Here is a 20,110-nt window from a genome sequence, read left to right as displayed (position 1 = left end):
TTAAAAAGAATTCTGACTGAAGCACAGGAAAAGTCGCTGCGCTTAGCGTAATTAACTCAGGTTGTATATTCGAAATCATTCGAGTGGCATAACGCGGCAAGTAAAGGACAAACTCGTCGGGAACCCATCCGACCGGCCAGCGACCCCGAAAAAGAGAGGGCCGAATAACAAAGTCAACGCACTGGCAACTTGAAGTATGAAAACAACTACTCCTCGTCCAGCTGCGCGGCGACGTAAAGCAGGAAGCGATCCTCAAACAGCGACAGATTCAACCCGGTCAGTTCGGCGATGCGCCGTAACCGGTATTCCAGCGTATTTTTGTGAATAAAGAGGGCCTTGGCGGTTGCGCCCGCCTGTTGGTTGTGACGAATCCAGGTATGCAGGGTCTTTCTGAACACGCCATTGCCGTCCATCGCTTTTAACCGCTTCAAGGGGCTAACCAGTTCGGTCGCCTGCCAACCGTCGCGCAAACTATCCAGCAGAACGGGCAGTTTGATGTCCTGATAACAGTAGCACTGGACGTCTGGCATGCGCCGCTTGCCCACTTTTATCGTGGTTTTCGCCGTCTGGTAAGAGCGGGCGACGCCCCCTTCGCCAGGGAAAAACTTGCCCAGCGCCAGACGCCCCTTCAGCGGGCTTTCCTGTTGCAGACGCTGATGCAGCATCGCCATCCGGCGCTTGTGCTCCTCCGGCTCCCAGCGCTCCGCGTGCAGGTATGCCGGTTTCAGCACCACCATTTCGGTGAGCGAAACAATCGCCATCAGATCATCCTTGCCGGTTTCCATCAGCAACGACTGCAACTGTTGCAGTTCGCTCATGGCGGTACTCACGCCCAACTGCCCGCTGTCCAACTCCACCACCATGGCGACGCGCGGCTGTTGCAAATCGACCCCGAGACGTTGCGCCCACTCTTGCATCGTCAAGGAATAGACGTCGTTGCGTACCATGCTCAGCACCAGTTCTTCGCGCAGACGGCTGTTCTGCGCCAAGAGCTGCAACAAATGCGCCTGTTCCAGCATCATCTCCGCCGTCATGCAGACCAGTTCGCCAAATTGCAGCAACCCTTCCGGGTTCCCGGTCAAACCGATAACCCCCACAATCTGGTTGTTCAGGCGCAACGGCAAATTGATGCCCGGTTTCACGCCATGCAAGGTGTGCGTCGAGGCATCGTCAATCGATACGATCCGCTCTTGCGTCAGGGCCAGCAGCGCCCCCTCGTGAATTTCGCCGATACGATCTTGATCGCCGCTACCGATAATGCGGCCCTTGGCATCCATAACGTTGATATTACAGTCAATAATATCCATGGTTCGTTTGACGATCGAATAAGCTAATTTCGCGTCAAAATAGTAATCCGTCATTTATTATCCTCTGATGCGGCGAAAAAATAAAATAGCGCATATACCCAATAGATTTCGAGTTGCAGGACAAAACGCATAGTGTTTTGAACAGCGCTTGCGCTGGCCCCGTAGGGGCGAGTAACACAGCCAACGCACCGGCAACTTGAAAGATGACGGGTATAAATATACATGATGCCTAATGACGAAAACGCCATCTAATCCGCTATTATTTTTTGTAATTTAATAAAACATCCCTATTGATATTCCAAAGGGAATATCACTGCGCGTTATTAAATAAAACGCCATCTGGTTTATTTAAAAAACGCCTTATTCAGCAGCAATGAAAAGCCGCGGCGCGATCTCGTCACGCCACGGCAGGATCACGATTTTAACCATGATGTTTTTATACGCCGGGTATTATTTATACGCGGCTGTTTTCAGTAACCGGCCAATGTTCTCGCAGGCGCGCGCCATATTCACGGCGCCGTCTTTTAGCAAGGCGTCAATGCTATCGATATGCGGAATAATACCGAAAATAACATCGATGCCTTCGTCATAAAGCGTATCCACGCCATCGCCGATACAGCCGGAGACGGCAATCACGGGTACGCCCTGCGCTTTGGCGGTTCTGGCGACGCCATAAGGCGTTTTGCCGAACTTGGTCTGATAATCGATGCGCCCTTCGCCGGTAAAGCAGAAATCGGCGCCGGCCAGCTTATCGCGCAACCCGCTGAACTCCACCACAATATCAATGCCTTTGCGCAACGAGCAACGCGTAAAGGCCATCAAACCTGCGCCCAGCCCCCCGGCCGCGCCCGCGCCCGGTATGTCGGCGACGTCTTTATGCAACTGGCTGCGGATCGCCGCGGCATAGTGCGCCAGATTGGCGTCCAGTTGCGCCACCATGTCCGGCGTGGCGCCCTTCTGCGGCCCAAAAATCGCGGAAGCGCCCTGTTCGCCGCACAGCGGATTGGTCACATCGCAGGCGACCTGAATATCGACCTGCGCCAGACGGCTATCCAGCCCGGAGACATCGATGCGGTGCAGGCGTCCCAGCGCGCCGCCGCCGCATGGCAGGGGTTCGCCGGCGGCGTCATAGAAACGCGCGCCCAGCGCTTGCGCCATGCCGGCGCCGCCGTCGTTGGTGGCGCTGCCGCCGATGCCCAGAATGATCTTTTTAATGCCCCTATCCAGGCAAGCGCGGATCAGTTCGCCGGTGCCGTAGGTGGTGGTCGCCAGCGGATTTTTGGTGTCGCGGTCGACAAAATGGATGCCGCTGGCGGACGCCATCTCGATCACGGCGATCTCGCCGTCGCCCATGATGCCATAGCTGGCTTCCACCGGTTTACCCAACGGCCCGGTGACCGTCAGGGCATACAGGCTGCCCTGTGTGGCGTCGATTAATGACTGAGTGGTGCCTTCACCGCCATCGGCCATGGGAACATGAATGTAGTTCGCATCAGGAAAGACTTTTCTTAACCCTTTTTCCATGGCGTTACACACTTCTTTCGCCGTCATGCTCTCTTTGAAAGAATCGGGAGCTAAAACAAAGGTTTCTTTTTTCATTGTGGGTTGCCTCATCCTAAAAAATAAAGCCGTAAAGCGCGGTGGCGACAATCGTCATGGTTCCCCCGACAATCGCTTCATACGGCAGCAGGCACATACGCTGTCTGATGCTCATGTTCATGCTCTGCGCGGTAACGTGGAAATAGTTGCCCTGGGGTAAAGAGTCGATCACGGTCGCGCCGGTATGCACCATGACCGCAGAGGCGATAGGCGCGATGCCGATATTGGAAATCGCGTGACCGAAAGTGCTGGTGGCCAGAATGACGCCGGTAGAGGTCGACGCCGTCGCCGCCGCCATCAAAATGCCGGAGATCGGCGCCAGGAAGGTGCCGGAAATCCCCATAAGATTAATCAATTGCACGACCTGTACGGAGAGGTCGGAGGCGGCAATCAACCCGGCTATCGATCCGGCGCCGATCAGAATCAGCACGGTCGCCGTCATTTTTTCCAGCCCGGACGTGGTATAGGCGATGATCTTGTCTTTTTTCCCCATCGCGATCAGCCCGACGACGCCGGCAAGCGGCAGTACGTAGAGCGCATCAAGTTTGAAGGCGGACAGCGAACTGATGTGGAAGATGGAACCGATAGGGTTAACCATCAACAGGATAACGGCGACCGCAGGCGCGACAATCGCTTTCCCCAACGACGGATAACTTTTCTCGTTCTTCGCGTTTTGCGTTCCGTAGGCCGCCGCGGCTTCGCTTTCGCTGACCTTGATGCCTTTATTCTTCAGCAATGAGGCGACCATCACGGTCATCAGCAAACCGCAGAGGGCGGGAATAAAACCCGCGATCATCACGTCGCTTAAATTGAGGTGAAAACCATTCGCCGCCGCAATGGTATTGGGATTCGGAGAAATAATATTGCCCGCTTTACCGCCGCCGGAAAGCGCCAGCAATAACGCCAGCTTCGATATGCCCATTTTATTCCCCACCGATAATGCAATCGGCGCCACAATTAATACCGCGACGGGAATAAATACGCCGACGGCGGTAATAATCATGGTGGCTAACGCCAGGGCTAATATGGCTTTACTTTCGCCCATCTTTCTTACGATGGCCTGCGCGATGGTTTCCGCCGCCCCCGACTCCATCATCACGCCGGCCAGCACCCCGGCGGCCAGCACGCGGATAACGGTACCCATCAGGCTCTGCGTGCCGGAGGTTAATAACGCCAGCGTCTGATCCAGATTGGCGCCGCCGATAATCGCGCCGATAATCGCGCCAAGAAATAATGAATAAACGGGATTTATTTTCTTAAAAATAAGGACAATAGCAATAAAAAGACCGATTAACGCCCCGTACCATGCCAATGGTTCGATGGTATGCATAATAAAACCTCTTATATTTTCTACGTTATCGATAATAGGGTGCCGATACAAAGTTCCCTGGTGGAATTTGTATTAATTCGCGATCATTAAAAATATCGTTCTATCAAAAAACCATTGAGTCGATAAAAACTGCCTCTCATCTATTGGTTGGTCGTTATTTTATTACGCGCACCTAAAATGGCCTATGTGTCGCAACACGAAAAATCGGCCGTTTAAATAAAAATTTTTATGTTGCGGAACAAGAAAGCGAGAGGTTTATCACAATGCGCGCCAACAGGGTAAGACGGCGTTTGATGCCAGGCGCCAGGCGCCGGGAAAATCGAGGACTGCCGCCCATCCCCGCTCGCTCGCCCGTGAATGCCGTCAATCTGCGATATTTTTAAACCAAAAAGCTGCCTAACGCAGCAGCCCCTCCCGGATACGCTGCTGACGGCTTTGTTCAAACGTTTGCATGCCGGCCTGCCCGCCGCTCTGGATCAGGCTGGGCAACTGATGGCTTTTCCCCTCGCGGATCAGATTGCTGACCGCGGAGGTGGCCGTCAGCACTTCAAACAGGGCGACGCGCCCGCCTTGCGGCATCGGCAGCAGCCTTTGCGCAATCACCGCCTGCAAACACGCGGCGAGCTGACTGCGGACAAAGGTTTTTTCATCGCCGGGAAACACATCCACCAGCCGATCCACCGCCTGCGCCGCGCTGCGGGTATGCAGGGTGGACAGCACCAGATGCCCGGTTTCCGCCGCCGTTAACGCCAGGCGGATGGTCTCGGTATCGCGCAGTTCCCCCAACAAAATCACATCGGGATCTTCGCGCAGCGCAGCGCGCAGGGCATCTGCGAACGATTGGCAGTCCCGGCCGATTTCGCGCTGCTGGATCAGGCACTGCCGGCTGCTATGGATAAACTCGATCGGATCTTCCAGCGTGATCACATGCCGCCGGCTTCTCTGATTCAGCGCCGCTGTCATCGCCGCCAGCGTGGTCGATTTACCGCTGCCGGTGGCGCCGGTCAGTAAAATCAGGCCGTCGGGCTTCTCAAGCAGTTCAGACAGGATCGGCGGCGCGCGCAGCGTGGTTAACGCCGGATGGGCCGACGGAATGATGCGCAGCGCGGCGGATAACCCCAGACGCTGGCGAAACAGATTGACCCGCAGGCGCTGTCCGTCCGCCAGCACCAGGGCGCAGTCCAATTGACCGCAGCGTCGAAGCTGCCGTAGCTGGGGCGGCTCAAGCCAGTCGGCGCACCATTGTTCCAGCTGTTCCGGGCGCAAACGTGGTAAGGTATTTTCCATGCGCAGCAGACCGTCTACGCGCAACACCGGCGGATGTCCGCTACACAGGTGCAGATCCGAGGCATTATGCTTTACACTAAACGACACCCATTCATCCACATTCATCGATAATCTCCTGAATGACTATGACGACAATCCAGCAGAATCTACAGGACATCAGACAGCAGATCGTCGCTGCCGCACAACAGTGCGCGCGGGCGCCGGAAGAAGTAAAGCTGCTTGCAGTCAGCAAAACCAAGCCTGTAACCGCTATCGAAGAAGCGATCGACGCCGGGCAGCGGGCGTTTGGCGAAAACTATGTGCAGGAAGGCGTGGACAAAATCCATTACTTTCGGCAAAACCGGCCGGAACTCGATTTAGAATGGCACTTTATCGGTCCATTACAGTCGAATAAAAGTCGACTGGTCGCTGAAAATTTCGACTGGTTCCATACTGTGGATCGTCTGCGCATCGCGCATCGTTTAAGCGAACAACGCCCGACGACATTGCCGCCACTGAATGTGCTATTGCAAATTAATATCAGCAATGAAGCGAGCAAATCCGGCATTAAGATTGACGAATTATCGTCGCTGGCGGCCAGCGTGGCGGCATTGCCGAATCTGCGGCTGCGCGGGTTGATGGCGATCCCGGCCCCGGAAAACGACTATCAGCGCCAGCTTTCCGTATTCCGGCAAATGGATGATTTGTTTCAACAGTTGGCATTACACTACCCCCACATCGACACCTTATCGATGGGTATGACCGATGATATGCGCGCCGCCATCACCGCGGGCAGCACGCTGGTGCGAATCGGCACCGCCATTTTCGGCGCGCGGGATTACTCGACGTCGACGAAATAACCCAACGCGGCGACATCGCCGGCCACATCGACAACGGTTAACACAACAAGAAATCAGTGAGAGCTTAGATGCAACAACGTAAAATAGCATTTATCGGCGCAGGCAATATGGCGCAGGCCATTATTGCCGGGTTGATTGATGAGGGTTATCCCGCGCGAAATATCAGCGTGTGCGCGCCGTCCGGCACCCATCGCGACGCGCTGGCGGCCAAATACGGCGTGATCAGCAGCGCGGATAACGAGCAAAGCGCCAGAGAAGCAGACGTTATTGTGCTGGCGGTAAAACCGCAAATGATGGCGAGCGTGTGCCAACCTTTGCGTCAGCAGGTGGATTTCGCCGGCAAGCTGGTGCTGTCGATTGCCGCCGGCATCAGCATCCGCCGTTTTCAGGCCCTGCTGGGCGACGCGCTGAACATTGTACGCATCATGCCCAATACCCCTTCGCTGGTGGGAAAAGGGATGAGCGGATTGTATGCCCCCGCCGCCGTCAGCGCCGCCGATCGCGACTTTACCGCCGGGTTGATGAAAAGCGTGGGTAAAGTATGCTGGGTGGAAAACGAGCAGGATATTAACGCAGTGATTGCCGCCGCCGGCAGCGCGCCCGCGTATTTTTTCCTGTTTATGGAAGCGATGCAGCAGGAAGCCATCCGCCAGGGGTTTGATGCCGAGACCGCGCGTTTGCTGGTGCAGCAGTCCGCCTCCGGCGCCGCCGCGCTGGTGGAAGCCAGCCCGGAGACGCCGCTGTCGACCCTGCGCGAAAATGTGACGTCGAAAGGCGGCACCACGGCCGAAGCGTTACGGGTATTCAACGAACGCCAACTGACGCAAATCGTGTCGGAGGCCATGCAGGCCGCCGTCAAGCGCGCTCAGGAAATGGAAAAGCTGTTCTGAAGGCAACGTGAATAATCACCCCATTTTATTAAGGAACCGACGTACCTATGCTTACCCTGACTTTTCTGGTCAAAACGCTCATCGACCTCTACGTAATCGTTCTGCTGTTACGCATCTGGATGCAGTGGTCGCGCAGTGATTTTTATAACCCCCTTTCGCAATTCGTGGTGAAAATCACGCAGCCGGTTGTCGGGCCGCTGCGCCGGATCCTGCCTTCATTGGGGCCGATCGACAGCGCGTCGCTGCTGTTGGCGTTTATTCTGACCACCATCAAATATCCGCTGCTGCTGTTGATTCAGGTCGGCGCGCTGTCGCTCAGCCCGATGAACCTGCTGGTCGGTTTACTTTCCCTGGTCAAGTCCGCCGGTTATCTGATCTTCTGGATCGTGATTATTCGTTCCCTGATGAGCTGGATCAGCCAGGGCCGCAGCCCGATCGAATATCTGCTGCATCAGTTGACCGAGCCGCTTATGGCGCCGATTCGCCGGATCATTCCGGTGATGGGCGGCATCGATTTTTCAGCCATGGCGGTGATCCTGATCCTCTATCTGTTCAATTATCTGGGCATGGATCTGTTCCCGGGGCTGTGGTTCCTGCTGTGAGCGCCGTCACTCGCCAAGATGACGACCTGGTGATTCGGCTGTATATTCAGCCGAAAGCCAGCCGCGACCAGATTGTCGGGCTGCACGGCGACGAGCTGAAAGTCGCCGTGACCGCGCCGCCGGTCGACGGTCAGGCCAACGCCCATCTGACCAAATTCCTCGCCAAACAATTCCGGGTCGCCAAAAGCCTGGTCATTATTGAAAAAGGCGAACTGGGGCGGCATAAACAGATTAAAATCATCAATCCGCAACACATCCCGACGGAAGTCGCGGACCTCATTGAATAAACACGCAGGAAAAACATATGCAAAAAGTGGTTTTGGCTACCGGCAACCCCGGAAAAGTGCGCGAACTCGCCAGTCTGCTGGCGGATTTTGGCCTGGATATCGTGGCGCAAACTGAACTGGGCGTGGATTCCGCGGAAGAAACCGGCCTGACGTTTATCGAGAATGCGATTCTGAAAGCGCGTCACGCCGCAAAGTTAACCGGTCTGCCGGCGATTGCCGATGATTCCGGTCTGGCGGTGGATGCGCTGGGCGGCGCGCCGGGCATCTACTCTGCACGCTACGCCGGCGTTGACGCCAGCGACCGCCAGAATCTGGACAAACTGTTGCTCGCGCTGCAAGACGTTCCCGATGAACAACGCGGCGCCAGCTTCCATTGCGTACTGGTTTATCTGCGCCATGCCGAAGACCCGACCCCGCTGGTGTTCCACGGTAGCTGGAGCGGTGTACTGGCGCGCGAACCCGCCGGCGACGGGGGTTTTGGCTACGATCCGATCTTTATCGTGCCGGAATTGGGAAAAACGGCGGCGGAACTGACGCGCGAAGAAAAGCATGCCCGCTCCCATCGCGGTCAGGCGCTGCGTTTGCTGCTGGACGCCCTGCGCAATGCTTAAGCTGCCGCCGCTCAGCCTGTACATTCATATTCCCTGGTGCGTACAGAAGTGCCCCTACTGCGACTTCAACTCTCATGCGTTGAAAGGCGACGTGCCGCATCAGGAATATGTCGACCATCTGCTGGCCGATCTGGATGCCGACCTGCCGCTGGCGGATGGCCGGGCGCTGCACACCATTTTTATCGGCGGCGGAACGCCCAGCCTGCTGAGCGCGGATGCGATGCAATCCCTGCTGGACGGCGTGCGGGCGCGCCTTCCCCTTGACCCCGACGCCGAAATCACCATGGAGGCGAACCCCGGCACGGTGGAGGCCGATCGCTTCAGCGGCTATCAGCGCGCGGGCATCAACCGCATTTCGATCGGCGTACAAAGTTTCAATCAACAAAAGCTGACCCGGCTGGGACGCATTCACGGCCCGCTTGAAGCCAAACGCGCCGCGCAGCTGGCCGCCGGACTGGGATTACGCAGCTTTAACCTCGACCTGATGCACGGCCTGCCCGACCAGTCGCTGGCAGAGGCGCTGGACGACCTGCGTCAGGCGATTGCCCTCAACCCGCCGCATTTGTCGTGGTATCAGCTCACCATCGAACCCAATACGCTGTTCGGCTCGCGCCCGCCCAAACTGCCGGACGACGACGCGCTATGGGACATTTATGAGCAGGGTCACCGTTTGCTGAGCGCGGCCGGTTATCAGCAATATGAAACCTCGGCCTACGCCAAACCGGGCTATCAATGTCGGCACAACCTGAACTACTGGCGCTTTGGCGACTATCTGGGCATCGGCTGCGGCGCGCACGGCAAGCTGACGTTCCGCGACGGGCGTATTCTGCGCACGGTGAAAACCCGCCATCCGCGCGGCTATATGCGGGGCGACTATCTGGATAAACAGCACCAGGTCGCCGGCGAAGACCGCGCCTTCGAGTTCTTTATGAACCGTTTTCGCCTGCTGGAAGCCGCCCCGCGCGCCGACTTTACCGCCTACACCGGGCTGGATGAAAGCGTAATCCGCCCGCAACTGGAACAGGCGCTGGCGCAGGGTTACCTGGTTGAGACCGCCGCCCACTGGCAAATTACCGAGCACGGCAAGCTGTTTCTCAATTCGCTGCTGGAGCTGTTTCTGCCGGAAGCGGAATAAAGCCGGGCCGATAGTTATGGCCGGAACGATAACCATTGATCTTGGAGATGAACTGCGACACTACGTGGAGTCGCTGGTTGAGTCCGGTGATTAGCGAACACAGAGTGAAGTCATTCGGGAGGCAATCAGAATGCTGCGTGAAAAACAGGCTGAGTCCGACCTGCAAAAACTGCGTAATCTGATCGCCGACGGATTAAATAGCGGAGAGCCACAGGAATGGAATCGCGATGAGTTTCTGCAAAAAGTCAGGGATAAAGTGCAGGCGTCGACAAAAACGAATTAAGCTCACCCCACGGACATCCGGCTGACTATCCCGATAAATTTCCACTTTTTCAGCCTGTTCGAGATTGAATTTTTGCGCACGGTTATGACAAAGTGTAGGCATGTTGAAATCTGCTGGTGACGATAATGAAAGCTATAAAATTACTCATCGCATCGCTATTGATGGCGGCGGTATTGAGCGGTTGCAACACCGCGCGCGGTTTCGGTCAGGACGTGGAAAAACTGGGCAGTAAAATTTCCAGTTCGGCCAGTTAACACGCAACCTATTGAGCGCTGTTCACTGCGCAAAAACAACCCCGGAGGATATCCCTGCCGGGGTTGTTTTTAGTCGCTCAACCTGCAAGCGCTACCGCTGATGGGTTACACGACTTGCATTTCGTCATCCTCTTCTTCGCAATCATCGCGCTGAACCGGTTTATCCGGTGGCGCATCCGCCGTCGGCAACGACTCCGACAAGGTAATTTGCTGCACCGCCAGTTCGCGGAACTGTTTCGGACTCACGCCGGTGTGTTTATGAAAAAAGCGGGTAAAGTAGGCTTCATCGTTAAACCCCAGCGATGCCGCCAGTTGTTTGATGGTTTGCGCGGTGTACACCAGTTCGCACTGCGCCTCCTGAATCACCCGCATATTAATCACATCAAGACTCGACATCCCCAGAGCGATACGGCATAGCCGGGAAAGGTGGCCGGGCGACATGCCCATTTCACCGGCATAGTCGTTGACCGAAAGCCGCAACCTGAATTGCCGATCCACGCTACGCAGGAACTTATTAATCTGCGCCGCCTTGCGTGAACAGGCGGCCAGTTCCCGCTGCTCCGGCGACAGATCGCTAATGCGCGCCAGGTAAATAAAGAGCGAGGTAAACAGCGACATGCACATCGCCGTTTGATTCACCGTCGGCACGCGGAGTTCGCGCAACATGGCTTTGTAAAAATCCAGCACCCTTTTTTTATCCCCGGCCGCCTCATCCAGCGCAATGACGCACGGTTTGTGAATCAGCTTCATCAGGCCCGGCGCCAGCAGGTTTGCCATTGACTCCAGCGGTTTCTGAGAAGCGGTAATCGTCATCCCTTCGGTGTTTGGCGTGTAATGAAGAGCATGTACCGTTGTAGCCGGTATCAAAATCAGGCAGGGTGAATGGGCGAGCTGTTTTGAGCAATTTAGTGATACATCCACGCTGCCACGTTGTATAAACTGCAATTGAATGAGATTTTTATGTAAATGCGGTTCAATTTTCCAATCATATAGCCTGGATCGGTAAGGAATCCATTCCAAATTAAAAAAGATATCCCAGCTTAACTCGGGGCGTTCTTTATAAAGAGCATAGACGGGAATCGTCGTCGTCATGGCATTTCTCCCGTTTAATCTGATCCAATCTTTCGATTAATATTTGGAATACAAGCAGGATTAGCGATAAACCATTTCCACGGTAACGTGCTATAGCAGGCGAAAAGAATAAACCAACGTCCTCCAGGTAGTCAGTCGGTGCATCGCTGCGATTAATTCAGGCCGTGTCGCTATCTTGATTCACCGACTAGGTGGTGGCTGCCTACGCAACCGATTTTTTCTCAATGGGACGAATACGTATTATCGCGGCAAACAAAGCCCCTAAAATGGCGATGCCGGCCCCCAGGTACAGGCCATATTCATATTGGCCGGATGACAGGTCGATAATCCATCCGGTCAATACTGGCGCAAAAATACCGCCGATGGAACCGAACAGACTGCATAACCCGACAATAGTGCCGGTAAACTTCACGGAGAATTCCATGGGAATGGAGAAATACGCGCCCATGGTAAAACAGAGAAAGAAGTTTGATGTGGAAATCAAACTAACCGCCCCGGGCAAACTGGTTACCCGTATGGCGAGAATCAAAAACAACCCGGCCAGCAGCATACCGCAAATCACGGGGAGTTTTCGCCCAATACCCGGCCCCCAGCGATTGGAAAAGTAGTCCGCGGCCAAACCGCCGATCGGATAAGCGGCAATCGCGACAAGATAAGGCAACATGGAATAGATAGCGCTCAGTTTCAGATTGATGCCCCTGCCCAAAGCAAAATAAGTGGGCAGCCAACTCATAAACATGAAAAAGAGATAGAGGGCGCAAAAATAGGAGAGCGAGTACGCCCAGATGGATGGCGTTGAGAAGATATCCTTTTTGGTTAATTCGCTGGCCGCCGGCTCCGCAACCGCCGTTTGTTGCACGGGTTTAACTTGTCCGGCTTCTATATACATTAATTCCGCATGACTAATTTTGGTATCGATGCTGGGATGGGACGTTCCTTTCATTGGATACCACCAGATCAGGCACCACAAAATCCCCAACATGGAGAAGGAATAAAAAACGGCCTGCCAATTCCATATCTCAATGATATAAGCCGCCAGCCCCATGGAAATAGCAATTCCCAACGGGCATCCCGCCTGTCTGAAACCGCTCGCCAACCCCGCTTCCTTTTGCGGCACCCAACTGGCGACTATCGCACAGTCGGACGGCACCACGACCCCCTGCCCAATCCCCACCAGGATGCGAATCAAGATCATCAAACCCACAGTCGAACCGACCAACGGCGTCAGGAAAGTGAACACCGCCCACCATAATGTTCCGATTACCAGTACGATACTGCCGCCGTAACGATCGGACAAAATACCCGCCGGCATCATGGTGATGGCATAACCAATAAAAAAGGCGGTAGATATCCAGCCGAATTCGGTAGCGGTCCAGTTATACTCTTCCAGGAATATCGGGCCGCACATCGACATCCCGGTTCGGGCGATAAACATGGCGATATAATTAAGAAACAGGTAGGCAATGATCCCCCACCGACGATTACCGATTGAAGTGCTCATTGATGAAATGCTCATTCTGTGACTCCTTGGTAAAAACAGGAATGACTACATGGCGAGCAGCACTTTCCCCTAATTGAATGAACATCAGTTAACCTCCATTTAAATTATCATTTAAGCCTAAGGGGGTACCGTTATCCAATATATGTCGTTTTTAATATTTCATTAATTTTATTAAACTTATTACCCTATTTTTCATTCACCAAGTATAAGACCGGCGCATGTCAACAAGACATCGACATTTACAGCAATTAGCAGGACAAATCGTACATGGGGAATGGAATACGCCGGGAAATATTGGATTTATTTTTATAAAGCAATTATATAGAAACAACAAATCGGTTAACGAATTAAATTCTCGAAAAACATACGCTTTAAAAAATGTGAAAGAGATCAAGTTATGCCAATTGCAGCACACCCGATAAGTTCGATCACAGGATGAGAATTATGCGCCGGCGCACAATTATGTTTATTTTCCTCTTTAAAAAAGTAATAGCCCTGAGTATAAAATACCGCCAACTCACTGCTGAAATAGTATTATTCCTGCTATCAATAAGATTTTAATTAACAATTAATTATAAAAAATACAAATGCTCACTTTGTCCTGCTAATGGCTTGGATTGTCAATGTTTCATGATTGAAAGAAATATTATGCTTATAAAAATGACGTCATCATGTATCTGTGGACTATACCCTAAATAATTCGATGGGAGTTTATTATGCATAATAACACCATGAAAGCGCTGATTAAAACCAAAGGCGAGCCTTTCTGTATGGAGGTCGCGCAAATTCCTATTCCGGAAATCGATGCGACACAATGTTTAATTGAAGTAAAAGCCTGCGGCATTTGCGGGACCGATCATTCTCTATGGCACTGGAATGAAGCCATTGCTAAATCCTATCCCGGCATGAAATTCCCTATGGTCTTTGGTCATGAATTTTGCGGAGTCATCGCCGAAGTCGGGAAAGAAGTAAAAAATTGGCGGGTTGGCGATCGTGTCGTGGTTAATCCCGGCCTTCACTGTAACGCATGCCATTATTGTGCGGAAGGCGGACATGAAGTTTGCGATCATCGTCCGTTCATCGGGACCACTGTATTCGGCGCATTTGCAGAATATTGCGCCGTCAGAAGTGAAAATCTGCTGAAACTGGATGACAACATCAGTTTTAACGTCGGCGCCTTGTTGGAGCCGTTCTGCGTATCGTTGAATGCGATTGACCGAGTGAAACCTGATTTCGGAGACACGGCGGTCGTCATGGGTCCCGGCGCGATCGGCCTGCTCATGGTCATTATTCTGAAATCCATCGGCGTACAAAAAATCATCGTGACCGGTACCGACGCGGATGGCGACAGGCTGACGGTGGCGAAAAATTTTGGCGCCCACTATGTGATTAACGCCAGCAAAACGGATGCGGCCGCCGAAGTCATGGAACTGACCAACGGGCAAGGCGCGGAAGTCATTTACGACATGACCGGCTTTTTCGGCGCGGTTCCGCAGGCCGTGCAAATGGCGGCCAAGCGGGGAAGAATCGGCGTTACCGGTCTGCCGGCGAAACCGAGCGAAATCCCGATGACGACGATTGCCATGCGGGAAATCAGCATTATCGGCAACCGGGCCTATGGCAACAGCACATGGTTCAAAGCCCTCAATATGCTGGCTACCGGGCAAGTGAAGATTGACGATGTGGCAAGTTTCGTATTCCCTTTGAATGATTTTGAGCAAGCAATGAAATTACTCGACGAGAAAAAAGGTCTGCGCATTATTCTCGAACCCTAACTTAATTCTTAAATCACGGTGGGCGATCATCGCCGGAACACGCCGGGTAATTCAGCAAAATAGAGGCAGGGGGTAATAACGTCGCTATTTAAAATAAAGAGGATTTAAAATGTCTAAAATTTTCGCAGGTAAATATGCAGTTATAACTGGGGCCGCGCGTGGCATATTAAAAGATACCGCGCTGTGTCTGGCAGAACGCGGCGCGGCCGGGATCATTATTTCCGATTTATTATACGATGTGGCGCAAACCACCGCGCGCGAAATTGAGCAGGCGACCGGTTGTCATTGCCATGCTTTCAAGACCGATGTGTCCAAACCGGATAATATCGACGCCCTGTTTGCCTTCACTCTGGAAAAGTTCGGCACCGTTCATATTCTCATCAATGGCGCCGGCATATGCCCAACGACGCCGCTTGAAGAGGTTGACGCGGCGCAATGGGATCTGGTTCAGAACATCAATTTGCGCGGCGCCCATCTTTGCTGTCGCGAGGCGATCCGTATCATGCGGCGACAGCAATATGGCCGTATCGTCAACATCGCCTCAATGTCCATGCGGGTCGGCGCGATTGCCGCTTCAGCCAGTTATGCCGCGTCAAAAGGCGGCCTTGCCGCGGTATCGAAAACCTATGCGCGGCTGACGGCGAAAGACAATATAACGGTAAACGCCATTGCGCCGGGCCTTATTCTGACAGACATGACCCGCAATAATAATTACGGCACCGATAACATTCCGATGGGACGCCTTGGCGAGCCGCGGGATGTCTCGACGGTGATCGCCTTCCTCGCCAGCGATGATTCCCAATACATGACGGGTTGCACACTGGATGTGAACGGCGGAATGTACATGACGGCTTAAATCGGGGAGCAGGATTGCAGTGGCGGGAGGAAGACGAATGGCAAAGCCTATAACACGCCATTGTCATCCTCGGCTACGCCCAGTCATTCCAGCGGTTGCAGACGGGAATCTCCTACTGAAACCGTAAACCGCCATTAGCTGATTCCCGCCTTCGCGGAATGACGGCGTTGGGAAGGTTTGTCATCAACCTCAGCGCCACGAATGTGGCGCTCGGTATATCTGTTCGCCGCACGTTAAAAAGGCGTTCGCCAATCAATGACTCTGGCGCAGGGGCGTTGGCAACGACCGCGGCAAGACTCGGAGGATAATTAACATGGGAAAAAATGCATTTGCAGGATTGCGCGTTATTGACATGACAAGATATTTACCGGGAGGCTATGCGACTCAAGTGTTCGCCGATCTGGGCGCGGAAGTCATCAAAGTGGAAGAACAAAAAAAAGGAGACTTTTGTCGCGGCGACGAGCCTAAAATAAATGACGTCAGCTACTATTTTACCGCCCTGTGTCGCAATAAAAAAAGTTTGACGCTTAATTTAAAAGCGGAAAAAGGCCACGATATCTTTCTGCAACTGGCGCAAGAGGCGGATATTATTATTGAGAATTACCGCCCTGGGGTAACCAAAAGACTGGGCATTGATTACGACGCCATTAATAAAATCAATCCTCGCATTATTTATTGTTCATTATCCGGTTTTGGCCAGGAATCGCCGTTAAGTCTGGCAGCGCTTCACGATATTAATCTGCAAGCCATGAGCGGTTATTTATCGGTAAACGGCGGTAAATTAACCCCGTTTCATTTGTGCGATGTCGCATCGGCCATGACCGCCGCGCAAGGCATTGCCCTCGCCTTGTATGCGCGCGAGAAAACCGGCCGCGGCCAGTCAGTCGATATCCCCATGTTCGACAGCCTGCTTTGGTGGCTCAGTTTGATCACCAGCCGCTATCATTTCCAAAACAATCAGGTGTCCGCCGAAACGCTGGAATACCCGGCCCTTTGTTACAATGTCCTGAAGACCAAAGATGGCGGGTATCTGTCTCTGGGTATGGTCGAGGATAAGTTCTGGCGACAGTTCTGCATCGAAACGGGTAACGAAGATTTAATTCCCAAACAAATGTTACGTCGCCATGAAGCCCCCGGGGAATTTGAAAGAATAGAACAACTCATCGCCGGCAAGACCCTGATGGAATGGCGGGAATGGCTGAAAGGAAAGGATATCTGCATTGTCCCGGTGGTGAATGTAGGCGAAGCCGTAGAGGCTATCGTGGCCCAGAACAGCGGCATTATGCAATACGTGGACTATCCCGGCGTCGGAAAAGTGCTGCAAACAGATATACCCTATAAGTTTTCCGAGCTTTCCCATGATCTCCAATCCGCAACGCCGCCGCCGGTTTTGGGCGAGCATACGCGGGAAATACTGGCGCGACTTGGCTATAAGCAAGAAGAAATCGCCGCGCTGGTCAAAGACGGCGTGGTCACGGTTGCCTCTTGAAAGCGGATAAGCAATCACGGAGGCAGGCGGAAATATTCCGCCTGCCTCCGTGTCCGTCGGATGCTCAACGCGATTTGTCCCCCTCGTCAACATTCAATCGAGCTGGCGCTGAGCCGCTTTAGGTAAAATCGGTTTAACCTGGCTAGTCAATAAAATTACCGCCCCCAGAATGGACATCGCCGCCCCCAGATACAAAGCGTGTGTATAGCCATAGGCATCCACGACGACACCGGTAAGAAATGGCGCCGTAATGCCGCCTATTGTGGCGCAGGTGGCATAAAGACCGACGATCTTGCCGGCATTGTTGGGAGAAAAGATGATCGGCATGGAGTAGTATCCCCCCATCGTCAGGCATAACACCCCGTTGGAGGCCGATAACAACGTCACCGCGGCCAACGCGCTGTCGGCTTTTGAGCCATAGATCAACAAGACGCCCGCGCCGACCATCCCAAGGAGGGGGAATAACTTGCGTCCCATATTATCGCCCAATTTATCCGCAGCCCGATCGGCCAACCAGCCGCCAATCGGGTAGGTGAATGTCGCCACGATGTACGGCATCATGGTATAGATGGCGCTGGTGCTTAAATCCAGGCCGCGACCGTTGACAAAATAAGTCGGCAGCCATGTCATGAATAAATAAAAAAGATAGTTGGTGCAAAAAAATGAAATTGCGCCGGTCCACACGGATAGCGTCGAAAAAATATCTTTCGAGGTCAAGATCGCGGCTTGCCCCCCGCTATTCGGCGAACTGCCCTGGCCCGATCTGATATATTTTATTTCCTCTTCGGTGATTGTAGGATGTTGCTCCGGTTTATTTTTGCCGTATCGCCACCAAAGCAAAACCCAAATAGGGGCTAAGAAAGCAAAAGAATAAAACACGGTCTGCCAGTCCCAGACTTTTATGATCCAGGCCGACAGCGGCATGGTAATCGCAATCCCCAAGGCAACGCCCATAATGCTTAATCCTTGCGCCAGCCCGGATTCTTTTTTGGGTACCCACTGCGCGATAATTGAGGTCATCGCAGGCAAAGAAACCCCTTCGCCCATTCCCATCGCAACACGGATGAACAACATCAACCCCATGGTTGCGCCAAAAGGCGTAAGAAAGACGAACACAGACCACCATAAGGCGCCGATGACAACCACCTTGCCGCCGCCGAACCGGTCTGCCAGCCATCCTCCCGGAATCTGCGTACACACATAACCGATAAAAAACGCCGTCGAAACCAAACCAAACTGCGTCGCACTCCAATCAAAGTGCCTTATCATCTCCGGCCCGGCCATCGACATGCAGGATCTGTCCATATATAAAATCAGGTAGCAAAGCGTCAACAGAATAATAATCCGCCATCTTTTATTTCCTATTTTTGAAGTCATGATTATATTTCGCCATAACACGGCCTATGGAGATAGGCATCCACACAGCCATTGCCATTAAAGGGTTAATATCCGTGCCGGTTTAACCGGCTTTTGCGCAATCATCCATTGAGAAGAAATGTTGTTTCAGGACAGTCCTTTTCTTAACCGGGCGGCAGGAATATCAGCGTTTGATGGAGTCGATGCCAAAACTCGGGTTGAGTACGCTTTCCGGCGCCGGTTCTTCGGAATAACACAACACCTGGCCGTCGGTGGTCATGGCGTCAATCTGCTCATCGGAGTAACCATATTCACGCATCACTTCGCGCGTGTCGTAACCGATAGGCCGGGACCTGTAGAGCACCGGATCGCCTACGCTCTTGATACGGATCGGGGTGGTCGTAACGGTATATTCCCCGAGGGCGTCATAATGGATTTTCCTGAGTATATCGTTGTCAAACGCTTCCTGATCCTCAAGAATATCGTCCACGGTAAAACACTTCTGGAAAGGAATATCCCTTTCTTTGAACAACGTCTCCCAGTAGGCAAAATCCTGTTGCGCAAAGGCTTCTTCCATCCACTTGATAACCTGCCGGTACGCGCCGGTTTCACCGATAACCTCCAGCGTATCGTAATCCTTGTTGCCGACCAGATGATCCAGCCCCATGGTGGTCATGACCAGCTCGAAGTACTTGTTATAGTTGCCGAAGCAAATGATGAACCAAATGCCATCCCGGCTTTTATATGAATTGTTGGTGGGGCAAGGCGCATTCTTCCGATCTTTTGGATACTCGGCGCCCTGCTGACGGGCAACGACGGCGGAGGTCATGGCCCAGACAGCGCAATGGTAAAGATTGACCACCACCTTGTCGCCTTTGCCGCTTCTCAGTCTTCTTACCAACGCGGCAAGTACGCCGGCGGTCAATGCAACGCAGGCGTTCCAGTCGCCAATGGCGATGGGGGCATTACCCGGCTCAAAGTGTTCATTCGCCTGGGGAAAGGACATCACCAACCCGCCGCGGGCAGAATACGACGTGGCGTCAAAGCCTTTCGCGTCTCGTTCCGGCCCTCTTTCGCCATAACCTCGCATCTGTCCCCAGACGATGTGAGGAAACTTCCCGCTCAAGGTTTCGTAGTCCAGACCCAGCCGTTTAAGCGCGCCGTCCCGAAAACTGGTAATAACGATATCCGCATCGCCGATCAGCTTGTAGATCAGCGCTTGACCCTCCGGGCTTTTCAAATTGATACTGAGCCACTTCTTGTTCATGGAACTCATGTCGAACGCGGCATCATCAAACTTGGTCTTGTGATTCATCCCCCAACTTGCGCCCTGGGTACGCTGCTCGTCGCCGGTAAAGGGTTCTATCTTGTAAACCGTGGCGCCCATCTCCCCCAGAATGCGCGGACATGCCGGCCCCGCGACATAAGCCGTCAGATCCACCACCTTAATGCCTTCCAGCCCGATATTAGACATTTTCATGTTCTCCTCTATTACGACTGTCGGCGCATGGCCGCTATACATATTCAGCCATACATTGCTTTTACTGTTTATTTCACCCGCGACTGACGAGCCGTTTAGCCGCCTGTTCGCCGACGCCCCGGTAAAAGAGGAATGAC

General features: G+C 53.3%; 18 protein-coding genes and 2 pseudogenes. 11 read left to right on the top strand and 9 right to left on the bottom strand.

What is annotated here, in order from left to right; genetic code table 11:
* Window positions 1–206: 206 nt before the first annotated feature.
* From ABRZ28_RS04660 to ABRZ28_RS04645, 4 genes are all read right to left on the bottom strand, one after another.
* On the bottom strand, window positions 207–1,361 hold the full coding sequence (locus ABRZ28_RS04660) for a CdaR family transcriptional regulator (protein WP_330519613.1): 1,155 nt from the start codon (window positions 1,359–1,361) through the stop codon (window positions 207–209).
* Between the two features lie 396 nt (window positions 1,362–1,757).
* Window positions 1,758–2,906 carry a glycerate kinase family protein gene (locus ABRZ28_RS04655; protein WP_319604480.1) on the bottom strand — a complete coding sequence of 383 codons (1,149 nt, stop codon included), beginning with the start codon at window positions 2,904–2,906 and terminating at the stop codon, window positions 1,758–1,760.
* Window positions 2,907–2,922: 16 nt separating this feature from the next.
* A complete protein-coding gene (locus ABRZ28_RS04650; RefSeq protein ID WP_330519612.1) occupies window positions 2,923–4,236 on the bottom strand; it encodes a GntP family permease in 1,314 nt (437 codons plus the stop codon).
* 396 nt (window positions 4,237–4,632) lie between these two features.
* The gene (locus tag ABRZ28_RS04645; RefSeq protein ID WP_330519611.1) at window positions 4,633–5,628 is read right to left on the bottom strand and encodes a type IV pilus twitching motility protein PilT; all 996 of its coding nucleotides are present in this window, start codon (window positions 5,626–5,628) and stop codon (window positions 4,633–4,635) included.
* Window positions 5,629–5,648: 20 nt separating this feature from the next.
* Here ABRZ28_RS04645 and ABRZ28_RS04640 point away from each other — a divergent pair, with 20 nt between their 5' ends.
* The 8 genes and pseudogenes from ABRZ28_RS04640 (at window position 5,649) to ABRZ28_RS04605 (ending at window position 10,424) form a co-directional block, all read left to right on the top strand.
* Window positions 5,649–6,362 carry a YggS family pyridoxal phosphate-dependent enzyme gene (locus ABRZ28_RS04640; protein ID WP_330519610.1) on the top strand — a complete coding sequence of 238 codons (714 nt, stop codon included), beginning with the start codon at window positions 5,649–5,651 and terminating at the stop codon, window positions 6,360–6,362.
* Between the two features lie 68 nt (window positions 6,363–6,430).
* The gene (gene proC, locus ABRZ28_RS04635) at window positions 6,431–7,252 is read left to right on the top strand and encodes a pyrroline-5-carboxylate reductase (RefSeq protein WP_330519609.1); all 822 of its coding nucleotides are present in this window, start codon (window positions 6,431–6,433) and stop codon (window positions 7,250–7,252) included.
* 47 nt (window positions 7,253–7,299) lie between these two features.
* A complete protein-coding gene (locus ABRZ28_RS04630) occupies window positions 7,300–7,854 on the top strand; it encodes a YggT family protein (protein WP_319604475.1) in 555 nt (184 codons plus the stop codon).
* Window positions 7,851–8,141 (top strand): DUF167 family protein YggU, encoded by a 291-nt coding sequence (gene yggU / locus ABRZ28_RS04625; protein WP_319604474.1) that lies wholly within the window; start codon window positions 7,851–7,853, stop codon window positions 8,139–8,141. Before ABRZ28_RS04630 ends, yggU begins: the two co-directional genes overlap by 4 nt.
* A 17-nt stretch (window positions 8,142–8,158) precedes the next feature.
* Window positions 8,159–8,752: an RdgB/HAM1 family non-canonical purine NTP pyrophosphatase gene (gene rdgB, locus ABRZ28_RS04620; RefSeq protein ID WP_319604473.1), complete on the top strand. Its 594-nt coding sequence runs from the start codon at window positions 8,159–8,161 to the stop codon at window positions 8,750–8,752.
* Window positions 8,745–9,887: a radical SAM family heme chaperone HemW gene (gene hemW, locus ABRZ28_RS04615; protein WP_330519608.1), complete on the top strand. Its 1,143-nt coding sequence runs from the start codon at window positions 8,745–8,747 to the stop codon at window positions 9,885–9,887. The genes rdgB and hemW overlap by 8 nt, the downstream gene beginning before the upstream one ends.
* Window positions 9,888–9,903: 16 nt before the next feature.
* Window positions 9,904–10,170, top strand: a pseudogene (locus ABRZ28_RS04610) (type II toxin-antitoxin system ParD family antitoxin).
* Window positions 10,171–10,295: 125 nt separating this feature from the next.
* Complete coding sequence (locus tag ABRZ28_RS04605; protein ID WP_319604471.1) at window positions 10,296–10,424, top strand: entericidin A/B family lipoprotein; 129 nt, start codon at window positions 10,296–10,298, stop codon at window positions 10,422–10,424.
* Window positions 10,425–10,529: 105 nt separating this feature from the next.
* Here ABRZ28_RS04605 and ABRZ28_RS04600 read toward each other — a convergent pair whose 3' ends face one another.
* The 3 genes and pseudogenes from ABRZ28_RS04600 to ABRZ28_RS04590 all read right to left on the bottom strand — a co-directional run bounded on the left by ABRZ28_RS04600 (window position 10,530) and on the right by ABRZ28_RS04590 (window position 13,032).
* The gene (locus ABRZ28_RS04600) at window positions 10,530–11,201 is read right to left on the bottom strand and encodes a helix-turn-helix domain-containing protein (RefSeq protein ID WP_319604575.1); all 672 of its coding nucleotides are present in this window, start codon (window positions 11,199–11,201) and stop codon (window positions 10,530–10,532) included.
* Window positions 11,202–11,255: 54 nt separating this feature from the next.
* Window positions 11,256–11,516 (bottom strand): annotated as a pseudogene (locus ABRZ28_RS04595) (AraC family ligand binding domain-containing protein); the annotation flags it as partial.
* Window positions 11,517–11,718: 202 nt separating this feature from the next.
* A complete protein-coding gene (locus ABRZ28_RS04590) occupies window positions 11,719–13,032 on the bottom strand; it encodes an MFS transporter (protein ID WP_319604470.1) in 1,314 nt (437 codons plus the stop codon).
* Window positions 13,033–13,733: 701 nt separating this feature from the next.
* On the opposite strand from ABRZ28_RS04590, the gene ABRZ28_RS04585 reads away from it, so the two are divergent.
* The 3 genes from ABRZ28_RS04585 (at window position 13,734) to ABRZ28_RS04575 (ending at window position 17,137) form a co-directional block, all read left to right on the top strand.
* Entirely contained in the window at window positions 13,734–14,792 is a 1,059-nt protein-coding gene (locus tag ABRZ28_RS04585) for a zinc-dependent alcohol dehydrogenase (RefSeq protein WP_319604469.1), read from the top strand.
* A gap of 109 nt (window positions 14,793–14,901) precedes the next feature.
* Window positions 14,902–15,648, top strand: coding sequence for an SDR family NAD(P)-dependent oxidoreductase (locus ABRZ28_RS04580; RefSeq protein ID WP_319604468.1), 747 nt, complete (start codon window positions 14,902–14,904; stop codon window positions 15,646–15,648).
* A 313-nt stretch (window positions 15,649–15,961) separates the two neighbouring features.
* Window positions 15,962–17,137, top strand: coding sequence for a CaiB/BaiF CoA transferase family protein (locus ABRZ28_RS04575; RefSeq protein ID WP_319604467.1), 1,176 nt, complete (start codon window positions 15,962–15,964; stop codon window positions 17,135–17,137).
* A 93-nt stretch (window positions 17,138–17,230) separates the two neighbouring features.
* Here ABRZ28_RS04575 and ABRZ28_RS04570 read toward each other — a convergent pair whose 3' ends face one another.
* Window positions 17,231–18,514, bottom strand: a complete 1,284-nt coding sequence (locus ABRZ28_RS04570; RefSeq protein ID WP_319604466.1) for an MFS transporter — start codon at window positions 18,512–18,514, stop codon at window positions 17,231–17,233.
* Between the two features lie 163 nt (window positions 18,515–18,677).
* Window positions 18,678–19,973, bottom strand: coding sequence for a CaiB/BaiF CoA transferase family protein (locus ABRZ28_RS04565; protein WP_330519607.1), 1,296 nt, complete (start codon window positions 19,971–19,973; stop codon window positions 18,678–18,680).
* Between the last annotated feature and the right edge of the window lie 137 nt (window positions 19,974–20,110).

Source organism: Brenneria sp. g21c3 (assembly GCF_040240345.1).
Lineage (GTDB): Bacteria > Pseudomonadota > Gammaproteobacteria > Enterobacterales > Enterobacteriaceae > Brenneria.
Note: the sequence above shows the minus strand (reverse complement) of the source record. Positions and strands in the feature narration are given on the sequence as shown.